Here is a 20,204-nt window from a genome sequence, read left to right as displayed (position 1 = left end):
TCATTCGGACAACTCAGGTGTGCGGCGATTTATGCCACGGATAGCCCTTCGTGCTGAGTTGGAAGGCGTAATCGAACAGACGCTTCATGTACTCGCCATCGAATTTCTGATTGCGCGGACAGATAAAATCGCCGCCGATGTACGCCAGATTGAAGTCCGCGCCATCCTGCTGGGCGATCCGGTAAATGTGATTGAGGTCGCTGATCCCCTGGGTCTGGATCAAGGTGCTGATGGCCCGGCCGCCGATGCTCAAGGTGCGGCGCTTGGTGCCGGCCCACTGCGGTTCCAGTTTGCCGTTGCGAATGACGTAGAAATGCCGGGCCTGGCGGATACGCGCGCCGGCCACGCTGTTCAGCGCTATCACCGTGCCCGGCGGGTAAAGGAACACTTGAGTGAGGACGCCTCCGTCGACGTGCATTTCCTGAAACTGTTGGCCGTCGACCTCCACATCGATCATGACCGGTGAAACGGCGCCGGGAATGCTCATCGAGGCGATCATGATGTTGCGAAACAGGTGCAGCGCGCCCGGTGCTCCGCTGGAAGCAATCGCGCCCATGTTCCAGGTGACGGGACGCCCGGCATCGAGGTCGGTGGTGCCGATCATCAGCAGCCGTCCCTTGGCGTATTGCGCGGCGATGGCCGCCAGCACGTCGGCGGTGATGTACTTGGCAATGAGGCGCGCCAGCGGCTTGCTGTCTGCGATGCCGTCGCTGGCCAGGCGGGTCAGCACACTTCGCGCATGGAAAACATCTTTCGGACCGATTGCGCTGCAGATTCCCAGAATGATGTTGTCGTACTCAGGCCCCAGGTAAGCGAACGGTGCGACCAGGGCGCCCGCGCTGATACCAGTGACGACTTTGAAAGGCGGTCGGCTCCCATGCAAGCTCCAGCCGGCGATGATGCCCGCCGCAAAGGTGCCGGCGTCGCCGCCCCCCGAAATGGCCAGGTAGTAAGCCAGTGGCAGCGCGTCGGGGGGCAACTCTGTGTCGGCGAGCGCCTCGACCTCGCGATCATTGGCCAGGCTGGCATCCCGGATGAACGACGTCAGGTCCCGGTCCAGCCAGTAACGCGCATTCGGGATGCCCGGGATGACCGCTTGTTCCGTCAGTTCTTGCGGCACCGCGTCACGGCGTTGCAGGCAACCTTCACGCAACATGTTCATCGTTGAGGCGCTGGGCCTGGGCAGAAATGGTTTCACAACGCCTCCTCCGGTCCCTGCCATCGACAGAGCGCACTCGACTGACTTGGTGAAATCTGGCCTGCGCCATCATGCGCGTGCCCTGGAACCTATAACTACTCTTCAGTCAGGCGGCGGTCTCCTGAAGACCAACAGTTTGCCAGTGGCTCGCTGCACCACCTTGTCATTCTGATTGAGGGTTTCCATGAACATCGTCACCACGCCCCGGTCGGGTTTGGTGCTGGACGGGTCGATGGCCTGCACGGTGCATTGCAGGTGCAACAGGTCATCGGGGTAAGTCGGTGTCGGCCAGCTCAGTTCGATGCCTAACCCGATGATGCCGTCCGCCAACGGTACGCTGTCCACCAGCAGTTTCATGGTCAACGCAGCGGTGTTCCAGCCGCTGGCGGCCAGGCCACGGAACAGGCTCATCTCGGCGGCCTCAGGGTCGAGGTGAAACGGTTGCGGGTCGTACTCCTGAGCGAAGGCCAGCATTGAGGCGCGATGGACGCGCAGGCTGTCGCTTTCGAACTGCTGACCCAGGCTCAGGTCATCCAGGTAGAGCTTTTCCCAGGCATGTACGGTCATGATTGATCCCTCCGCGTCGCATCAGGAATAGCCGATTTCGCTCAGGTCGATGGCCACCAGCAACGCATCCTTGTTGGCCTGGCCGTCCCACCCGCGTCGGTAGGCACGCCGCTTGCCGGGCATGCGCAGCCCGTCAGCTTCGATGTAGTCAGACACATACTGGGCGGCCGGCATGGCGCCACTGACGTCGACGTTGTAGTCGTGTCGACGCAGCAAAAAGTCTGCGCCGAAGTAGAAATCCTGTACGGCGCAGTGGGTGGCGATGTGCTCGGGGAAGTGCACCCGCAAGCGGCGCCAGTCTTGTGATCCTTCTTGCCACGGCTCGATTTCTTCGGTCACCACACCGGGCAAGGCAAACAGGAAAGGCATGGTCAGGTAGGACCAGAGTGCATAGCCGTTGAAGTAGGCGCGATGCAGTGGGTCCCACGGGGTGTCTACGTCGTGATCGCGGAAGGATTCCCGGGGTGCCTGGCGCTCGGCGATCACCGTGCCGTCCGTGGTTTCGATGGCGATTCTGTCGGGTGTATAGGCGGTCCGTTTATCCGGGCCGCCGAAGGGCGTTACCGAGGCTTTCTGTTCATGCAGCCAAACGGTCATCTGGCGAGGGGCGCTGTCCTGGGTCAGCCCTTTCGCGCCCCAGAGCGAACCGCCGGTCACCAGCGTGGCGCGTACGGTTTTGAAGCTGTTCCAGCGCTCCAGACCACCATGGGCGATCAGCACCTGATCCAGCAGTTCTTGGTCCTGCGCAGTCATAGTGGCGGCCCTCCTCCTTCCGGCGGTCGATCCTGCACCCATTGCCAGAATAATTGATAGCCGACGGCAAGCACCACCGGGCCGATGAACAGCCCGATGATGCCGCTGGTGACCATGCCGCCCAAGGCGCCAATCAGCACCACCGGCATCGGCACATCGACACCGCGCCCCAACAGTAAAGGTTTGAGGACGTTGTCCACCAGGCCGGCGATGAACACATAGATGGCGAAAATAATGGTCGCGGTGTTGGCGCCTTCCGTGGCGAAGACAAAGGCAATCACTGGCAACGTAATCAGGCTCACTGGCAACTGCATGATGCCAAGCAGCAGCACCGCCAAGGCCAACAGGCCGGCACCGGGGATGCCCTTGAAGACAAAACCGAGCCCGACCAGCAGCATCTGGATAAAAGCGATACCCACCACGCCCAGTGCGACCGCACGGATGGTCGCGGTGCACAGTTCGGCGATTTTATGCCCCTTGACTGGACCGCTGAATCTTGACGCAATCTGAACGGCGGCGCGGCTGCCGCCTTCACCATGGGCCATGAAGATTCCGGCGATGATCAAGGCCACGATGAACATCAGGAAACCCATGCCGACGCCGGCCAGTTTGCCCAACAGGCCCAGGCTGACGTGTTTGATCTGCGGTATGTACTTCTCCGTCAGGTCAGGCAGATTGGTTGAGGCCTGTATCCATAGATCAGTGAGCGGCTGGCCGACCACCGGCCAACTGGCGACTGACGGGGCCGGTGGCGGAATATGAAAGCCGCCACTCTTGACGACTTCCATCGCCCGCTCGACCGAATCGGCAATCGAGGTGCCCAGCAGGTAGATCGGCACCATCAGGATAACAATGGCGATCAAAATGATCAGCGTCGCCACGTGCCCTGGTTTGTGGCTCCCCCTGAGTCGCTCTTGCAGCGGATAGAGGGTGATCGCCAGGATCAGCGACCACAGCATCAGGTCGCGAAACGGGCTGAATATCTCGAAACAAAAAAGCACCAGGACAGCGATCAACCCGGCACGAATCAGCACATCGAGCAGCGTGCGTGCGAGCGTTTTCTCGGAAAAGGGCGTGGGCTCCACGGATGCCTCCTTGCAGGTCACTGCAACGGTGGGGATGGTTAGCCCAGCATAGACGCTCAATACCCGGCGCGAGGCCTCAACGCAGTTTCAGCGGATCGACCAGTCCGGCGGCAATGGCCATGCCCACCAGGTCCGGCAGCGTATTGGCCTGCATGCGCTTCATCACACGCGAGCGATACAGGTCGACGGTTTTTGCGCTGACGCCCAGTTGCTCGGCGATTTCCCGGGTGGTGTAACCCTGCACCAGCGGCAGCAAGACATCGCGCTCGCGGGGGGTCAGTGTCAGCAAGCGGGCCTGCAAGGCGTCATGGCCGTGATTGCCCGAACGGTTGGCGGCGCAGTTGCTGAGCGCCTGCTGCACGCTGTCCAGCAACAACTGCTCGTTGTAGGGTTTCTCGATGAAATCATGGGCGCCGGCCTTGAACGCCCGCACCACGATTGGCACATCGGCGTGCCCGCTGACGAAAATGATCGGCAGGTTCAGCTCCCGAGCGCGCATTTCTTCCTGCACGTTCAAACCGCCCATGCCGGGCATGCGCACATCGAGCAGCACGCAGGCATCGAGCGTGGCATCGCAGGCACTGAGAAACTCCACACCGCTGGTGAACGGCAAGGCCTTGAGCCCGACCGATTCCAGCAGCCAGACCGTTGAATCGAGCATGCCCTGGTCATCGTCGACCACATACACCACGTGCTCCGTCACACCTGCCATTGAATTATTCCTGTTGTTGTTTTGTTGGACCGGCCAGCGGCAAGCGGCAACACATCAGCAGGCCGACCGGTTGACGTCGGGCCTGCAATTCACCGCCGAAACCTTCAATGATGCTGCGGCTCATGGACAAGCCAAGGCCCAGGCCATCGGCCTTGCTGGTATAGAACGGGGTAAATATCTGCTCCAGTTCGGGCTCGCTGACGCCCGGCCCCTGGTCTTGCACACGGATTTCCACGGTGGCACCACCGCCCTGCTCCGCCGTCATCACGATCAGCGAGGGCTGCCCCGGATGTTGTTCGCGGTTGGCGTCGATGGCGTTGCGCAACAGATTGAGCAGTACTTGCTCGAGCAACACCCGGTCGGCATAAACGGGCGGCAGATTATCCGGCAGTCGATCCTCGATTGTCACTTGGCAATTGCTCGCTTCCCAGGCGCACAAACGCACGGCTTCGCGGGCGACGTCGGTAAAATTCAGCGCCTGCATGCGCCGCTGGCCCTTGCGCAGAAACGCCCGTAGACGCTTGATCACTTCCGAGGCATGGGTGGCGTGTTGGGTGATACGTTGCAGCCCTTGGGCCACTCGTTCGGCAGCCTGCGGGTTGGAATCGAGCGTCTGCAAATAGCGCTGGCTGGCATTGGCGTAATTGACCACGGCGGCCAATGGCTGGTTGATTTCGTGGGCAATGCCCGAGGCCAGTTCGCCCAGCGTGACCAGCCGTGCGGTGTGCGCCAGTTCGTCTTGATGGCGGCGCTGTTGCACCTCGCGCAGTTCGCGCTCGGTCATGTCCCGGGCGACTAAGGAGTAATAGCGCTCGCCGCCGGCCGAACGGTGCGCCAGCAGCACCAGCGACACCGGCACTGACGTGCCGCCACCGGGGGGCTGCAGCCGCGCATCGGTGCTCCACACGCCGTCACGTTCGGCGCAGCTCCAGCCGTCACGTTGCAGGCGTGTCAGGTCAGCACTGGCGAACAACTGCGCCAGGGCCGGCATCGGTTGCTGCTCATCGATGCCGAGGATGCGCCGCGCCGCCGGGTTGAGGTAAGTCACTTGCCCGTCAGGGTCGATAAACAACACCGGATCGGTGTTGGCCTCGACCACTTCGGCCAGGCGCCGCTTGTTCTCTTCGGCCTGCACCCGGGCGGTGATGTCCCGGGACACGCTGACCACTTCAACCACCGCGCCGGTGTAGGTTTCGCGAATCGCCCGGCTGGCGGTTTCGAACCACAGGTAATGCCCGGCACGGTGGCGAATGCGGTACGTCATCGTGTGATATCCGTCCTGCTCCAGCGCATCCCGGGCGCGCTGTACCAGATTGGCCAGGTCCTGGCCATGGAACAGGCCCTGGGCCATTTGCCCGCGCAGCTCTTCGGGCCAGTAGCCGAGCAATGTCCAGGACGCTGGCGAAGCATCGAGAAAACGCCCGTCCGGGGTGTGGCGGGAAATCAGGTCGGTGGTGTTCTCGATGATCAGTCGATACAACCGGCGTGCCGTGGCGGCTTCGCGCTCGGCCAGCACTTGTACCGTGGCGTCGCGGCAACGGGCGAGCACGCGGTTGTCCTGGGGATCGGGGATAAATGTCCAGATCAGGATCTGCGCTTCGAACTGCGCTTCAACCCCTTCGATAGCGCGCTGTTGATCAAGGCAGGCGCGCACCAGCACCCGGTGATTGACCGGCAGAAAACCCAGCACCTCGGTCAGCGGCTTTTCCGCGAGCAACGCCAGCAACGCCGCGTTGAACTCCAGCGGCCGGCCCTGTGCATCAAGCAACAGACTCGGTTGCGGATCGTGGCCTAACAGCGGCGACCCCCGCAGCATGCCGTTGACGCTGCTGAGCAAGGTGGTCAGCAAATCCTGAACCCAGCCCAGCCAGTCAAGGCTCACGCCGTCACAGACTTCCACCAGCAACAGGCCTGCCTGACCCGCCTGCAACGCCAGATCAAATACCTGACCGTGGCTGATCGCGGCGCGGCGCAACCGCCCGGACAGCCAGCAATCGAGTTGCCGCACCTGGGCCAGGTCCAGGCGGCCGGTTTCGCCCAGCCGATCAAACAGCAACTGATCGCTGGCTAGCGACGGATCGCCCAGGCCCGGCGGGAAATGCTGTGCGGCGCCTTCGTGGCTGTAAATGCGCGCTGTGGGTTGCCAGCTCAGATAAACCGCCCGGCGTACCTCGGGACATTCCTGCAACGCTCGGCACAACGCATCCGCCCGGGCGGCCAGGGACACGCCCTCGCGTTGCAGGCGCAACCAGCTGTGCAATCGAACGGGAGTCAGGGTCATCACAGGTCCGCTTTGTCCGGGGGAGCCAAGAATATACCGGCGCCAGAGGTATCGCCGCATTCATTTGGACACCGAAGAATCAAATATAGTACATATACTATACTGCGTAGGTTGTACTTCCATATGCATGGCAGATTGTTATATAAAGCAGACCGGACATAAAGGATGACCTCAGCGGCTAAGCTGAACAGGCCATCCATAGAGCTAACAATCAGCCACCGAGTACCCGTCATGTCGATCTATGAACAAGGGCTAGGCCCTTCGGCTGTCAATCACATTGCTTTGTCTCCGCTCAGCTTCATCGAGCGCACTGCCAGCGTTTACCCCCACTACCCGGCCGTGATCCACGGTTCGATCCGTCGTACCTGGGCGCAGACCTACACCCGTTGCCGTCGTCTGGCCTCGGCGCTGGCCGGTCGCGGTATCGGCAAGAACGACACCGTGGCGGTGATGCTGCCCAACATCCCCGAGATGCTGGAAGTGCATTTCGGCGTGCCGATGATCGGTGCAGTGCTCAACCCGCTCAATGTGCGTCTGGATGCCGAAGCCATTGCCTTCATGCTGCAGCATGGTGAAGCCAAGGTGCTGATCACCGACCGCGAGTTCCATGATGTGATTCATGCCGCCATCGGCATGCTCGATCACCCGCCGCTGGTCATCGACGTCAATGACCCGGAATACGGTGAAGGCCAGGCCGTCAGCGACCTGGACTATGAAGCGCTGCTGGCCGAAGGCGATCCGGATTACGCCTGGCAGTGGCCGGCCGACGAGTGGCAAGCCATCTCGTTGAACTACACCTCCGGCACCACCGGCAACCCGAAAGGCGTGGTTTACCACCATCGCGGCGCGTACCTGAACTCGCTGGGCAACCAGATGACCTGGGCCATGGGCAACCATCCGGTGTACCTCTGGACCCTGCCGATGTTCCACTGCAACGGTTGGTGCTACCCGTGGATCATCACCGCAATGGCCGGCGTGCATGTGTTCCTGCGCCGCGTCGATCCGCAGAAAATCCTCACCCTGATCCGCGAGCATCAGATCACGCACCTGTGCGCTGCACCGATCGTGCTCAATGCCTTGGTCAACATGCCGGAATCGGCGAAAGCGGCCATCGATCACCCGGTCAACGCCATGGTTGCCGGCGCTGCACCACCGGCCAAAGTGATCGGCGCTGTCGAAGAGATGGGCATCAAGGTCACCCACGTCTACGGCCTGACCGAAACCTATGGCCCGGTAACGCTCTGCGCCTGGCATGCCGAATGGGATGAGTTGCCGCTGGAAGAACGGGCACAGATCAAATCCCGTCAGGGTGTGCGCTACCCGACGCTCGAAGGCGTGATGGTCGGCGATTCGAAGACCCTGGAACCGACCCCACGCGACGGTCAGACCATCGGTGAGATCTTCATGCGCGGCAACACTGTGATGAAGGGCTACCTGAAGAACCCGACTGCCACCGCCGAAGCATTCGAAGGCGGCTGGTTCCACACCGGTGACCTGGCGGTGTGTCATCCCAACGGTTATGTCGAGATCAAGGACCGGCTCAAGGACATCATCATTTCCGGCGGCGAGAACATTTCCACCATCGAACTGGAAGGCGTGCTCTATCGCCATCCGGGCGTGATGGAAGCCGCCGTGGTCGCCCGTCCCGATGAAAAATGGGGCGAAACGCCTTGCGCCTTCGTCACCTTGAAGGCCGATCACCAGGACGTGCGCGAGGCCGACATCATCAGTTTCTGCCGTGAGCACCTGGCCGGTTTCAAAGTCCCGCGCACGGTGATTTTCACCCTGCTGCCGAAAACATCCACCGGCAAGATCCAGAAGTACGTCCTGCGCGACAGGGCTAAAGCGCTCTAACCCGAACCGACGTTGTCCCCACCCGGCGGCAGGTGCCTTACCTGCCGCTTCGGGCTCGTGCACGCCGAATTCAGCCCCGTTCAAACGCCTATAACAACACATGTGGAGCCACCCATGATCGACATCCATTCAACCGATACCCAACGTTGCGAACGCATTCGGACCAATCCGAAGTTCCTGCAATTGGTCAGCAGCCGTTCGCGCCTGGCCTGGTCGCTGAGCGCTGCGGTGCTGGGCACTTACTACGGGTTCATGCTGGTCGTGGCGTTTGCCCCGCAGTGGCTGCATGCGCCGCTCGCCGAACATCGGATGTTGACCCTGGGTATGCCAGTGGGCGCGGCAATCATCATTTTTTCCTGGCTGCTGACTGGCTGGTACGTCTACCGCGCCAACACGCGCTTCGATGCACTGGGCGCCGCCATTCTCGAGGAGAGCAAGTAATGAACCTGCTTCGTAAGCTCGTCCTCGCCGCTGCCGGCCTGTTGCCGGCCTCCATCGCCCTCGCTGCCCCGGCCGTGGGCGCAGTGGAAAAACAACCGCTAAATCTGCACGCCATCGGCATGTTCTTCGTCTTCGTGCTGGGCACGCTGGCGATTACCTGGTGGGCCGCGCGGCAAACCAAATCCACGTCGGACTTCTACACCGCGGGCGGTGGCATCACCGGGTTCCAGAACGGTCTGGCGATTGCCGGTGACTACATGTCCGCCGCCACGCTGCTAGGGCTGTCCAGCCTGGTATTCGCCAAGGGCTACGACGGCTTCATCTATACCATCGGCTTCTTTGTCGGCTGGCCGATCATCACCTTCCTGATGGCCGAGCGTCTGCGCAACCTGGGCCGCTACACCTTCGCCGACATCGTGTCCTATCGCCTGGACCAGAACAAAGTGCGGATCTTCGCCGCGTTCGGTTCGCTGACGGTGGTGTGCTGCTACCTGATCGTGCAGATGGTCGGTGCCGGTCAATTGATCAAATTGCTGTTTGGTCTCGATTACCCGGTTGCCGTGGTGATCGTTGGCGCATTGATGCTGGTCTACGTGATTTTCGGCGGCATGATCGCCACTACTTGGGTGCAGATCATCAAGGCGGTGTTGCTGCTCGCCGGCGGCACCACCCTCGCGGTGATGGCCATGTCGCAGTTCGGTTTCAGCTACGAAACCCTCGCCGACAAAGCCGTCCAGGCCCATGCCAGTGGCTGGAACATCATGGGCCCGGGCTCGATGCTCGCCGACCCGATCAACACCGCTTCCATGTCCCTGGGCCTGGTGTTCGGGATTGCCGGCCTGCCGCACATCCTGATGCGATTCTTCACCGTGCCCAACGCCAAGGAAGCGCGTAAGTCGGTGTTCTACGCCACCGGTTTCATCGGCTTCTTCTTCCTCGTTGTGTGCACCCTGGGCTTTGCCGCGATGGTCATCATCGGCACCGACCCGCAGTACTACGTTAATGGTGAAGTCGGCGGTGCCTTGATCGGCGGCGGCAACATGGTTGCCATGCACCTGGCCAAAGCGGTCGGTGGCAACTTGTTCTTCGGTTTCCTCTCGGCGGTGGCCTTCGCCACCATTCTGGCGGTGGTGTCCGGGCTGGCCCTGGCCGGTGCCTCGGCAATTTCCCATGACCTCTACGCCACGGTGTTCAAGAAAGGCAAAGCCAGTCAGAAAGAGGAAATGCGTGTGACGCGCATGGCCACGGTTGGCCTGGGCATCATCGCGATTCTGCTGGGCATTCTGTTCGAGAAGATGAACGTTGCGTTCCTGGTGGGCCTGACCTTCGGTATCGCCGCGTCAACCAACTTCCCGGTGCTGATCATGGCCATGTACTGGAAAGGCCTGACCACCAAAGGCGCGATCATCGGCGGTTTCGCCGGCCTGATCTGCGCGCTGGTGCTGGTGATCCTGTCGCCAGCCGTCTGGGTCACCGTACTCGGTCATGCCCAAGCGATCTTCCCGTACGACCACCCGGCACTGTTCTCCATGCCGCTGGCGTTCTTCGTGATCATCGTCGTCTCCAAACTCGACCGCAGCGTGCGGGCCGACAAGGAGCGTGATGCCTACGCCGACCAGTTCGTTCGTGCCCAGACCGGCCTCGGCGCTGCCAGCGCTTGCGCTCATTGATTGAAAGGGCACGGCCTGCCATTGCAGCGCCGTGCCCACCGCACACCTTTTGAGGTTCACGTTATGCCCGAATTCAACGCCCCGCTGCGCGACATGCGCTTTGTGCTGCATGAAGTGTTCGATGCCCCGGCCCTGTGGGCGCGCTTGCCGGCCTTGGCCGACAATGTCGACGCCGACACCGCTGACGCCATTCTTGAGGAAGCGGCGAAAGTCACCTCGCACCTGATTGCGCCGTTGAATCGCAGCGGCGACGAAGAAGGCGCCCAGTGGCTCGATGGCCAGGTCAGCACACCGATCGGCTTCAAACAGGCTTATGCCACCTTCATTGAAGGCGGCTGGGTGGGCCTTTCCGGTAACGCCGATTTCGGCGGCATGGGCATGCCGAAGATGCTCGCCGTGCAGTTCGAAGAAATGCTTTACGGCGCCAACTCAAGTTTCGCCCTGTATTCGGCATTGAGTTCCGGTGCTTGCCTGGCACTGGATGCCCACGCCAGCGAGAGCCTGAAAAAAATCTATCTGCCGCCGATGTACGAAGGTCGCTGGGCCGGCTCGATGTGCCTGACCGAAGCCCACGCCGGCACCGACCTGGGGATCATCCGCACCCGCGCCGAACCTCAGGCTGACGGCAGCTTCAGCATCACCGGCAGCAAGATCTTCATCACCGGTGGTGATCAGGACCTGACCGAAAACATCGTTCATCTGGTGCTGGCCAAACTGCCGGATGCGCCTGCGGGGCCGAAAGGTATCTCGCTGTTCGTCGTGCCCAAGGTGCTGGTCAATGCTGACGGTTCACTCGGCGATGCCAACGCCGTGAGCTGCGGTTCGATCGAACACAAGATGGGCATCAAGGCCTCGGCCACCTGCGTGATGAACTTCGACGGCGCCAGCGGTTGGCTGGTCGGCGAGGCCAACAAAGGTCTGGCGGCGATGTTCACCATGATGAATTACGAGCGCCTGTCCATCGGCATTCAGGGCATTGGCTGCGCCGAAGCGTCCTATCAGAGCGCCGTGGCGTATGCCCGCGAACGTGTGCAGAGCCGCGCCCCGACCGGTGCGATTGCCCCGGACAAAGTGGCTGACCCGATCATCGTCCACCCGGATGTGCGGCGCATGCTGCTGAGCATGAAAGCCATGACCGAAGGTGGCCGTGCGTTTGCCAGTTATGTAGGACAGCAACTGGACCTGGCGAAGTTTTCCGATGACGCCAAGGAGCGCGACAGCGCCCAGACCCTGGTCGCGCTGCTGACGCCAGTGGCCAAAGCGTTCTTCACCGACACCGGTCTGGAAAGCTGCATCAACGGCCAGCAAGTCTTCGGCGGCCATGGCTACATCCGCGAATGGGGCCAGGAACAATTGGTCCGTGACGTGCGCATCGCGCAGATCTACGAAGGCACCAACGGTATTCAGGCGCTGGACCTGCTCGGCCGCAAAGTGCTGGCCGATAGCGGCTTCGCGCTGCGTCAATTCACCGGGGAGATCCGTCGTTTCGCCCATCAGCCCGACGCGCCCTACTCCGTGCAACTGTTCGATGCCGTGCAGCGTCTGGAAAACCTCAGCGACTGGCTGCAAGACCAGGCCGCGACCAATCGCAACGAAATCGGCGCGGCTTCGGTCGAGTATTTGCACCTGTTCGGTTACGTCGCCTACGCCTGGCTCTGGGCGCGCATGGCCCAGGTCGCGAAGAAAAAACTCAGCGACGACCCCAAGTTTTACGGCGCGAAGATCGCCACCGCCGATTTCTACATCCGTCGCCTGCTCCCGCGCACGTTGAGCCTGGAGCATTCCATTCTCGCCGGCAGCGCCTCGTTGTACGGCCTGAGCGCCGAACAGTTCTAACGATTGAACCGACGCGGCGCCACGCTCCTCTCGATTCGGCGTCCGCGTTTTTTTATTGATAAGCCCTCGCCTGCCTGGCGAGGGCCGCGGGACCTGTCTTTCCATAATAAAAACAAAGGGGCTTCACCATGGACCGCAACACCCGCACCCTCGCTACCCGACTGTTACTGGCTGGCGGCGTCATCAGCCTCTCGGCCCCCGCTGCTGCGGACTTTGTCAAAGACAGCAAGGCCAGCCTCGAGCTGCGCAACTTCTATTTCAACCGTGACTATCGCCAGGACAACGCCGCCCAATCCAAACAAGAGGAATGGGCCCAGGGTTTTCTGCTGCGCTATGAGTCGGGCTTCACCGACGGTTTGATCGGCGTCGGTTTCGATGCGATTGGCCTGGTCGGCGTCAAACTCGATTCCAGCCCTGATCGCGCAGGCTCCGGCCTGCTCAAACGCCATCGCGACACGAGCAAAGGGGCGCAGGACGAGTACGGCGAACTGGGTCTGACCGCCAAACTGCGCGCCTCCAAAAGCACCCTGAAACTCGGCACGCTGCTGCCGAAACTGCCAACGGTGTTGGCCAACGATTCTCGGCTGTTGCCACAAACCTTCAAGGGCGGTCAGTTGACCTCGCTGGAGATTGAAGGCCTGACGGCGGATGCCGGGCGGCTGAGCCAGGTCAATCAGCGTGACTCCTCGGACTACGAGGACATGGGCATCACCCGCACCGGCGCCAAAGGCATCACCACGCGGCATGTCGACAGCGACAGCTTCGATTTCGCCAGCCTCAACTACAAGTGGACCAGCAATCTCGCCACCGGCTACAGCTACGGCCACCTCGACAATTTCTACAGTCAGCACCTGGTGAACCTGACCTACGTGATGCCGGTGACCACGGGGCAGTCGTTGAAAACGGACCTGCGTTTTGCTCGCTCCACGGATGATGGCGGCAGCAATGTCGACAACAATGCGATTGGCGCGATGTTCACCTACAGCCTCGGCGGGCATGCGTTTGGCCTGGGTTATCAAGGCATGAGCGGCGACACCGGTTTTGCCTACGTCAACGGCACCGATGCGTTCCTGGTGAACTTCGTGCAGATCGGTGACTTCGCCAGCAAGGACGAAAAATCCTGGCAGGCGCGTTACGACTACAACTTTGCGGCCATGGGCGTGCCGGGCCTGACCTTCATGACCCGCTATATCACCGGCGACAATATCGACCTGGGCGGCAATCGTCCGCAAGGCAAGGAGTGGGAACGTGATACCGACATTGGTTATGTCGTGCAGAGCGGCCCGCTGAAGAATGTCGGCGTGAAATGGCGGAATGCAACGGTGCGGTCGACCAACTTTGGCAGTGATCTGGATGAGAATCGCTTGATTGTCAGCTACACCCTGCCGATCTGGTAAGCCGATTCATGTTTCACAAGGGGGACTCGCTTGGCGGCGCAGTCCTCTTTTTTATGGTGGATTTTCGCTGTCATGGCTGGCCTCTTCGCGAGCCAGACCGCTCCCACATTTAACCGCATTCTCATGCGAGACTCGGTCAAGTGTGGGAGCGGGCTTGTTCGCGAAGGCGGCCTCCAAAACACCAATGGTGATTGTAGGTTAAGATGCCTGCAAACCAGGCTCGCCACGAGACGCCCCGCATGCCAGATAACAGTCGGAACACGCCCCGTCTGATCAAGAAGTACCCCAATCGCCGACTGTATGACACCCACACCAGCAGTCATCTGACGCTGGCGGATGTGCGCCAATTGGTCGTCGATAAAGTTGCGTTTCAGGTGGTCGATGCCAAGAGCGGCGAAGACCTGACGCGCAGCATCCTGCTGCAAGTGATTCTGGAAGCCGAAAGCGGCGGTGAGCCGATCTTCACCAGCGAGATGCTGATGGGGATTATCCAGTTCTATGGTCCGTATCAGGGCGTGCTCGGCAGTTACCTGGACAAAAGCATCCAGACCGTTATCGACATTCAGTCGCAGACCGGCGCGCAGTCGTCCGAGGCCTGGAGCGACTTCATGCATCAACAAGCTCCGGTCATGCAGGACCTGATGCGCCAGTATGTCGATCAGTCCAAAGCCTTGTACCTCAATACCCAGAACCTGTTCGGCATGTTTGGCGCCAAGCCCGGCACCGAAAGCGGGCCGAAAAAAAATGGCGATGGGGAATAAACCCATCGCCATTGTTTGTGCCGCTGGCCTGATATGACTTACTTGTTACCGCTGGTAGCCTTGGCGCCCGCTTCCGGTGCTGCTTTGGTGGCAGCGGCAGTGGCCGCGTCAAAATTGCTCTGAGCCACATCGGAAGCCTGTTTCACGGCTTTCTGTGCACTTTCAAACGCGGTACTGGCATTCGCCAGGCCCGACTTGAAGGCCGCCACGACTGGCTCGGAACCGGCCGGTGCATTCTTGCTGATCGATTCAACGAACTCATTCACCTGCTGGGTGCCCGCCTCGACCTGACTCGCCGTCAGTTTGGCGATGTCCGACTGCGTGCCCACGATCAGCGCTTGAACCTGACGATTGAACTCGGCCAGACGTTCGGTCTGCGCGCTCGGCTGGGTGAACGACGCCTGCAAATCAGCAAAACCTTGTGGATCACGCACGGCCAACAGCTTGCGAACGCCTTCGAAGTGCTCTTCGGTGGAGTCACGCAGTGCCTTGAACTGCAACTGGCTCAGCTGTTCAACGCTGGCGAAGACTTTGCCGCTGATCTGCTGCAAAAGATCGAGGTTGGCTTTCTGAGCGGTTTGCAGTTTTTCCGAATTGAAAAAAGACATGCTTGAATCTCCTGGTACTGGAAGGCCCGGATGGACCTGAGGACGCGAAGCGATCCTGCCAGCCATCGCGTTAGGTTGAATATTGCAGTGCACAAAACAATTTGGCAACGGCTATTTTGTGCAGCGCACAATAAAGTTCGCTTCCTTGACCTATATTCCCTATACACTCGTGATAATCGAACGGCCGGCTCGGCTTCTAGTAGTCAGGGCGACGTTCCCACGCAGGGTGTCAGGAGTCCACGATGGGCCAGGAAGAAAATATTGCGCTGCACGATGAAGGGTTCTCTGCTCCGTCCGGTTTGTTCGAGCATCTGAACCATCTGCAGCGCCTCAACACCCGCAACGTTCTCGACGCCTTGCAACAGCGCCAGGCCAAAACCTACGCGCCTTCAAGCCTTGGGTTGCTCAAACAGCCAACCGCCGCAGACTGGCAGGAATACCTCACCGACCTTGGCCAACGTAGCGTGCTGTTCTGGGACACCTTGCGTCAGCGCGGCGACAACACCCTGGCCCATGAACGCGCGGGGTATCCGCTGCTGCTCAAGTTCAACCATCAAACCCTGGTCGCCGGCGAAGACCTGCCGCGCCCGGTCAACTACTCGTTGTTGCAGATCCTCGCGGGCCCCGGGCAACAGCTCGACAGCAAAAAGCAGCCGGTGATCATCATTGACCCGCGCGGCGGCCACGGTTCGGGGATCGGCGGTTTCAAACAGGATTCGGTGATCGGCGAAAGCTTGCGTGCCGGCCACCCGACCTATTTCATCTCGTTCAGCCATTCACCACGCCCGGGCCAAACCCTGGCGGACATCGTTGAAGCCCAGGCGCGGTTTATCGAAGAGGTCAGCTCCCGACATCCCGCCAGCGCCAAACCCGTGGTCATTGGCAATTGCCAGGCTGGTTGGGCATTGATGGGCCTGGCGGCGACCCGCCCGGAACTGCCGGGACTGATCATCGTCAATGGTGCACCGCTGTCGTATTGGGCTGGCGTCAATGGCCGCAATCCGATGCGCTACACCGGCGGTTTGCTGGGCGGTGGCTGGATGGCGCGCCTGGGCAGCGACCTGGGCAATGACCGTTTCGACGGCACCTGGCTGGTGAGCAATTTCGAAAGCCTCGACCCGGCCAACGCCTTGTGGGGCAAGTACTACCACTTGTTCAGCGAAGTCGACAGCGAGGCCCCACGGTTCCTGGATTTCGAACGCTGGTGGGGCAGCCCGACCCTGCTCAATGGCGAAGAAATCGAGATGATTGTCGACGACCTGTTCATCGGCAATCAGTTATCGGGTGGCCTCGGGCGCAAGAGCAGCGGGCTCGACCTCAAACGCATCGAAGTGCCGGTGGTGGTGTTTTGCTCCTATGGCGACAACATTACTTCGCCGCAGCAGGCGCTGGACTGGATCACCGACGTCTATCCCAGCGACCTCGCCCTGCAAAATGCCGGTCGCACCATTGTTTACCTGCGGCACGCGAGCATCGGTCATCTGGGCATCTTTGTTTCCGGCGAAGTCGCGCGGCGTGAACACCGCGAATTGCTGGGAGCCGTCGACGCGATCAACGAACTGCCGGGCGGTCTCTATGAAATGCTCATCGATGACCTGCCGGAAAATTCGCCAACGCCGTACGCCGTGCGTTTCGAGCCACGGCGTATCGCCGACATCCATGGTGAAGTGCAGCCGGCCCGTGACGACGATCGCGAATTCGCGCTGGTCGAGCGTGCCTCCGATTTCAACAACACGCTTTACGACGGATGTGTACGGCCGTGGTTGCGTCAGTTGATCAACGAGCCGACCGCCGAAATGATGCGCAAGGCACACCCGTTCCACCAGCAACAAGTGATGTGGAACAGCCTGAACCCGGCGCTCTGGTGGCTGGCTGGCAGTGCCGCCCAGGTGAGCAAGGATCGCCTTCCGGCGAGCCCGTCCAATCCGTTGCTGGCCTGGCAGGATCTGTTTTCCAACCAGATTCAGGACGCCTTGAACGGCTATCGGGACCTGCGTGATGCCGCTCAGGAAATGAGTTTTTACGGCGTGTATGGCCTGCTCAACTGCCTCAGCGGCAACACATCGGCGCGCGATCTCCACGCGCATGCCGAGCAGCACGATAAAGTCCTGATTGAACGCCTTCAGGACGCCCTGCCCCTGGGCGGTTTGATGGAAGCCTTGATCCGGATCCTGTTTCTGCTGGGCCGCGACAGCGATGAACCAGGCAAGCAAAGCGTCGAGAAACTGATCCTGCAATTGCAGGTGCTGCTGCAGGACTACAGCGCCGAGCCACTCGACCTGCGCGAAACCCTGCGCCTGCAAAAACTGCTGGTCGCCACCCACCCACAGGAAAGCCTGCACAGCTTGCCTCTGATGCTGGCCGAGGTCGAAGAACGCCAACAGGTGCTGGCGGCCGTCGCCAATTTGCTCCCGGAATTGCTGACCAGCGGCGCAGATAACCCGTTCTGGTGTGAGCTGCACACGCTGCTCAACGTGCCACTGCCGGGTTTCAACCTGACTCGACCACCGGGTGAAGCCGATGTTGTCGAGGAGAAAGCCCCTGCGATAATCCCGGAGCCGATCAAGACGAAAACACCGGTGGTCGTACCAGAGCCCGTCAAACAAAAGGCCCCGGCGGTCGTCGCTGAGCCGATTGCTCCGGTAACGCCGACCAAAACGCGCAAACCGGCCAAGGTCAAAAAAGGCGCGAAGAAACCTCCTGCACCGTGATGAGCAACCTGTAGGAGCGAGCTCTGTGGCGAGGGGATTTATCCCCGTTGGGCTGCGAAGCGGCCCCAAAATCGAAAACCGCGGTGTATCAGGTGCACCGCGCACAATGGTTTTACGACTGCTTCGCAGCCGAACGGGGATAAATCCCCTCGCCACAAAAGCGCGCTCCACAGAGGATTCGTTGTTTACAAAATGTTAGAGCAGTTCACCGCGTCACACCGGCGCGGTTTCCTCGATCTCGAACGATACATCGGAGCGATACTGCCCCGGTGTCATACCAAACCAGCGGGTACAGGCTTTGTTGAAACTGCTGTGGTCATGAAAACCAAGGAGATACGCGACATGCTTCATGTTGAAGTGAGAATGGCGCAGGTAGAAATCGGCCAATTGCCGACGCACCGCGCTCAGCACGTCCTTGAATTGTGTCCCTTCCTTCTCCAGCGCCCGTTGCAGCGTGCGCTTGCTGATGTTCAAGGCGGCTGCGATCGACTCCATGTCGCACTGCCCCTGGCCCTGACTCAAGCGCTCGGTAATCAGCGCGCGAATACGCCCGACAATGCAAAAACCAAACAGCAGGTCCAATTGCGCCTCGGCGAAACTGTCATGCAGCACCGCCAACGCTTCGTTGGCCATGCTCAGCGGTCGCATCAGCTCCTGCCCGTCAAACAGAATGCTGTCGTAAGGTGCATCGAATTGCAGATTGGGGCCAAACAGCCGTCGATGCTCGGAGATGTCTTCGGGCTCGGGATAAGTGAACTCAACGCTCAAGGGATGCGGTGCGTCGCCGCCCAACAGTTTGCGGCAAAAACTCAGCAATGACGCCAGAGCGGCATCGGTGTACTGGCGCGGTTTGACCGAACCATGCTGTTGATGGTCGAGGCTGGACAACCGGTAATGTTGCTGTTCCGCGGTAAAGAAAAGACTGAACCCGGTGCCAATCAACGGACTGAAACGAACCAGGCGTTCAAGGGCCTTTTTCAGATTCAGGCTGGACATCATGGTGTAGCCGATGATCTGAAAGCTGCCGGGGTGAAAACTGCCATAGGCCCGTAAGCCAATGTCCGGATCGCTCGAGGCCTCAGCGGCCAGTCCCCAGAGTCGATAAATGGCCTTTCGCTCGCAAAACGCTCCTGGTTTGTTCGCGACATTAATGTCTAGTCCAGCCTCCCGACACAGACTGGCGACATCCAGTCCCTGAGCCGAGAGCGTATTTACCAGCACGCTGGCATAGCCTGAACTCATTCTATACATGGCGTCCTCAATGACCTGTGGAACCGAACATCCTGTCCGGAGCCATGACTGATCTGCGATGAAGCAAAATTCTAACGGGTTGTTTCGTTGCCAATATTGATCCCAGTATAGGTACTCCTCACTTTTTGCCAGTGTTTCGGGCCATTCGTCGCCCCGATGCAACTAAACCGCTCGTGGCACCGTTGGACACCACGCCGTCACCTCCCAACACTTCCGCATCCCCCTCCAATACCGAACAATCGCCCATCTTGCAGCGCAAAAACAAAAAAGGAACGGAGCTTATGAAGTCGCTTGGTCGTATTGCGTTGGTCACAGGTGGTATGGGTGGGATTGGCACGGCGATAAGCCAGCGCCTGTACAAGGAAGGATTCAAGGTCATCGTCGGCTGTAGCGCCGATTCCGCCCGCAAGAATGACTGGATTGCCACTCAACTGGCGGCCGGTTATCAGTTCGAATGCGTCTACGGCGACATCACCGATTGGGAGTCGACGCGCAAGGCCTTCGAGATGGCGCGCGAGCAATTCGGCCCGATCGATGTGTTGGTCAATAACGCCGGCATCACTCGCGATGCCTCCTTTCGCAAGCTGACGCCCGAGGACTGGAAGGCGGTCATCGGCACCAATCTGAGCGGCGTATTCAACACCACCAAGCAGGTGATTGAAGGCATGTTGGCCAAGGGCTGGGGACGGGTGATCAATATTTCCTCGATCAACGGTCAGCGCGGCCAGTTCGGCCAGACCAACTACAGCGCGGCCAAGGCCGGCATCCACGGCTTCACCATGGCCCTGGCGCGGGAAGTGTCCGGCAAGGGCGTGACCGTCAACACCGTCTCCCCGGGTTACATCCAGACCAGCATGACCGCGGCCATCCGCCCGGACATCCTCGACACCATGATTGCGGCCACCCCGGTCGGGCGCCTCGGCCAACCCGAAGAAATCGCTTCGATCGTTGCCTGGCTGGCTTCCGATGAATCGGGCTACAGCACCGGCGCCGATTTCTCGGTGAACGGCGGCATGAACATGCAGTAGACCGATCAGGGCAAGGACGCCCTGCTCCCGCTGGACAAAATTTTAATGAGG

The 20,204-nt window shown here is 60.5% G+C and carries 16 protein-coding genes; 8 read left to right on the top strand and 8 right to left on the bottom strand.

Annotated elements, in window-relative coordinates; genetic code table 11:
• Nucleotides 1-13 precede the first annotated feature (13 nt).
• The 6 genes from ACA053_RS14480 to ACA053_RS14455 form a co-directional block, all read right to left on the bottom strand.
• Entirely contained in the window at nt 14-1,156 is a 1,143-nt protein-coding gene (locus ACA053_RS14480) for a patatin-like phospholipase family protein (protein WP_497318242.1), read from the bottom strand.
• 144 nt (nt 1,157-1,300) lie between these two features.
• The gene (locus ACA053_RS14475) at nt 1,301-1,765 is read right to left on the bottom strand and encodes a MaoC family dehydratase (RefSeq protein ID WP_497318076.1); all 465 of its coding nucleotides are present in this window, start codon (nt 1,763-1,765) and stop codon (nt 1,301-1,303) included.
• A gap of 21 nt (nt 1,766-1,786) precedes the next feature.
• Nucleotides 1,787-2,518, bottom strand: a complete 732-nt coding sequence (locus ACA053_RS14470; RefSeq protein ID WP_497318074.1) for a hypothetical protein — start codon at nt 2,516-2,518, stop codon at nt 1,787-1,789.
• Entirely contained in the window at nt 2,515-3,603 is a 1,089-nt protein-coding gene (locus ACA053_RS14465; RefSeq protein WP_497318072.1) for an AI-2E family transporter, read from the bottom strand. The genes ACA053_RS14470 and ACA053_RS14465 overlap by 4 nt, the downstream gene beginning before the upstream one ends.
• Nucleotides 3,604-3,679: 76 nt before the next feature.
• Entirely contained in the window at nt 3,680-4,315 is a 636-nt protein-coding gene (locus ACA053_RS14460) for a response regulator transcription factor (protein ID WP_109631233.1), read from the bottom strand.
• Nucleotides 4,316-4,319: 4 nt separating this feature from the next.
• Complete coding sequence (locus ACA053_RS14455) at nt 4,320-6,596, bottom strand: PAS domain-containing sensor histidine kinase (protein WP_497318070.1); 2,277 nt, start codon at nt 6,594-6,596, stop codon at nt 4,320-4,322.
• A 231-nt stretch (nt 6,597-6,827) separates the two neighbouring features.
• Here ACA053_RS14455 and ACA053_RS14450 point away from each other — a divergent pair, with 231 nt between their 5' ends.
• The 6 genes from ACA053_RS14450 (at nt 6,828) to phaR (ending at nt 14,555) form a co-directional block, all read left to right on the top strand.
• Nucleotides 6,828-8,450 carry an acyl-CoA synthetase gene (locus ACA053_RS14450; protein WP_109631224.1) on the top strand — a complete coding sequence of 541 codons (1,623 nt, stop codon included), beginning with the start codon at nt 6,828-6,830 and terminating at the stop codon, nt 8,448-8,450.
• A 114-nt stretch (nt 8,451-8,564) separates the two neighbouring features.
• A complete protein-coding gene (locus ACA053_RS14445; protein WP_109631221.1) occupies nt 8,565-8,891 on the top strand; it encodes a DUF485 domain-containing protein in 327 nt (108 codons plus the stop codon).
• Nucleotides 8,891-10,561, top strand: coding sequence for a cation acetate symporter (locus tag ACA053_RS14440; protein WP_497396070.1), 1,671 nt, complete (start codon nt 8,891-8,893; stop codon nt 10,559-10,561). Before ACA053_RS14445 ends, ACA053_RS14440 begins: the two co-directional genes overlap by 1 nt.
• Before the next feature lie 63 nt (nt 10,562-10,624).
• On the top strand, nt 10,625-12,397 hold the full coding sequence (locus ACA053_RS14435; RefSeq protein WP_497396068.1) for an acyl-CoA dehydrogenase C-terminal domain-containing protein: 1,773 nt from the start codon (nt 10,625-10,627) through the stop codon (nt 12,395-12,397).
• Between the two features lie 128 nt (nt 12,398-12,525).
• Nucleotides 12,526-13,794: an OprD family porin gene (locus ACA053_RS14430; RefSeq protein WP_497396066.1), complete on the top strand. Its 1,269-nt coding sequence runs from the start codon at nt 12,526-12,528 to the stop codon at nt 13,792-13,794.
• A 239-nt stretch (nt 13,795-14,033) separates the two neighbouring features.
• Nucleotides 14,034-14,555: a polyhydroxyalkanoate synthesis repressor PhaR gene (phaR, locus tag ACA053_RS14425; RefSeq protein WP_497318063.1), complete on the top strand. Its 522-nt coding sequence runs from the start codon at nt 14,034-14,036 to the stop codon at nt 14,553-14,555.
• 38 nt (nt 14,556-14,593) lie between these two features.
• Here the strand turns inward: phaR and phaP are convergent, their stop codons facing one another.
• Entirely contained in the window at nt 14,594-15,163 is a 570-nt protein-coding gene (phaP, locus tag ACA053_RS14420) for a TIGR01841 family phasin (protein WP_497318061.1), read from the bottom strand.
• A 242-nt stretch (nt 15,164-15,405) separates the two neighbouring features.
• Between phaP and ACA053_RS14415 the strand changes: the two genes are divergently transcribed.
• Nucleotides 15,406-17,874 carry a DUF3141 domain-containing protein gene (locus tag ACA053_RS14415; protein ID WP_497396064.1) on the top strand — a complete coding sequence of 823 codons (2,469 nt, stop codon included), beginning with the start codon at nt 15,406-15,408 and terminating at the stop codon, nt 17,872-17,874.
• A 213-nt stretch (nt 17,875-18,087) separates the two neighbouring features.
• On the opposite strand, the gene ACA053_RS14410 is transcribed toward ACA053_RS14415, so the two are convergent.
• Nucleotides 18,088-19,125: an AraC family transcriptional regulator gene (locus ACA053_RS14410; RefSeq protein WP_497396062.1), complete on the bottom strand. Its 1,038-nt coding sequence runs from the start codon at nt 19,123-19,125 to the stop codon at nt 18,088-18,090.
• Nucleotides 19,126-19,406: 281 nt separating this feature from the next.
• Here ACA053_RS14410 and phbB point away from each other — a divergent pair, with 281 nt between their 5' ends.
• Entirely contained in the window at nt 19,407-20,153 is a 747-nt protein-coding gene (gene phbB / locus ACA053_RS14405) for an acetoacetyl-CoA reductase (protein ID WP_497396060.1), read from the top strand.
• Nucleotides 20,154-20,204: the final 51 nt, after the last annotated feature.

The organism is Pseudomonas sp. LBUM1672, from assembly GCF_059695655.1.
Note: the sequence above shows the minus strand (reverse complement) of the source record. Positions and strands in the feature narration are given on the sequence as shown.

Bases quoted from the DNA above. Each gene is read 5' to 3' on its own strand.
- ACA053_RS14470 (WP_497318074.1), bottom strand. From the start codon at position 2,518: ATGACTGCGCAGGACCAAGAACTGCTGGATCAGGTGCTGATCGCCCAT.
- ACA053_RS14435 (WP_497396068.1), top strand. From the start codon at position 10,625: ATGCCCGAATTCAACGCCCCGCTGCGCGACATGCGCTTTGTGCTGCAT.
- phaP (WP_497318061.1), bottom strand. From the start codon at position 15,163: ATGTCTTTTTTCAATTCGGAAAAACTGCAAACCGCTCAGAAAGCCAAC.
- ACA053_RS14430 (WP_497396066.1), top strand. From the start codon at position 12,526: ATGGACCGCAACACCCGCACCCTCGCTACCCGACTGTTACTGGCTGGC.
- ACA053_RS14445 (WP_109631221.1), top strand. From the start codon at position 8,565: ATGATCGACATCCATTCAACCGATACCCAACGTTGCGAACGCATTCGG.
- ACA053_RS14460 (WP_109631233.1), bottom strand. From the start codon at position 4,315: ATGGCAGGTGTGACGGAGCACGTGGTGTATGTGGTCGACGATGACCAG.
- ACA053_RS14475 (WP_497318076.1), bottom strand. From the start codon at position 1,765: ATGACCGTACATGCCTGGGAAAAGCTCTACCTGGATGACCTGAGCCTG.
- ACA053_RS14410 (WP_497396062.1), bottom strand. From the start codon at position 19,125: ATGTATAGAATGAGTTCAGGCTATGCCAGCGTGCTGGTAAATACGCTC.
- ACA053_RS14480 (WP_497318242.1), bottom strand. From the start codon at position 1,156: ATGTTGCGTGAAGGTTGCCTGCAACGCCGTGACGCGGTGCCGCAAGAA.
- ACA053_RS14415 (WP_497396064.1), top strand. From the start codon at position 15,406: ATGGGCCAGGAAGAAAATATTGCGCTGCACGATGAAGGGTTCTCTGCT.
- ACA053_RS14440 (WP_497396070.1), top strand. From the start codon at position 8,891: ATGAACCTGCTTCGTAAGCTCGTCCTCGCCGCTGCCGGCCTGTTGCCG.
- ACA053_RS14455 (WP_497318070.1), bottom strand. From the start codon at position 6,596: ATGACCCTGACTCCCGTTCGATTGCACAGCTGGTTGCGCCTGCAACGC.
- ACA053_RS14450 (WP_109631224.1), top strand. From the start codon at position 6,828: ATGTCGATCTATGAACAAGGGCTAGGCCCTTCGGCTGTCAATCACATT.
- phaR (WP_497318063.1), top strand. From the start codon at position 14,034: ATGCCAGATAACAGTCGGAACACGCCCCGTCTGATCAAGAAGTACCCC.
- phbB (WP_497396060.1), top strand. From the start codon at position 19,407: ATGAAGTCGCTTGGTCGTATTGCGTTGGTCACAGGTGGTATGGGTGGG.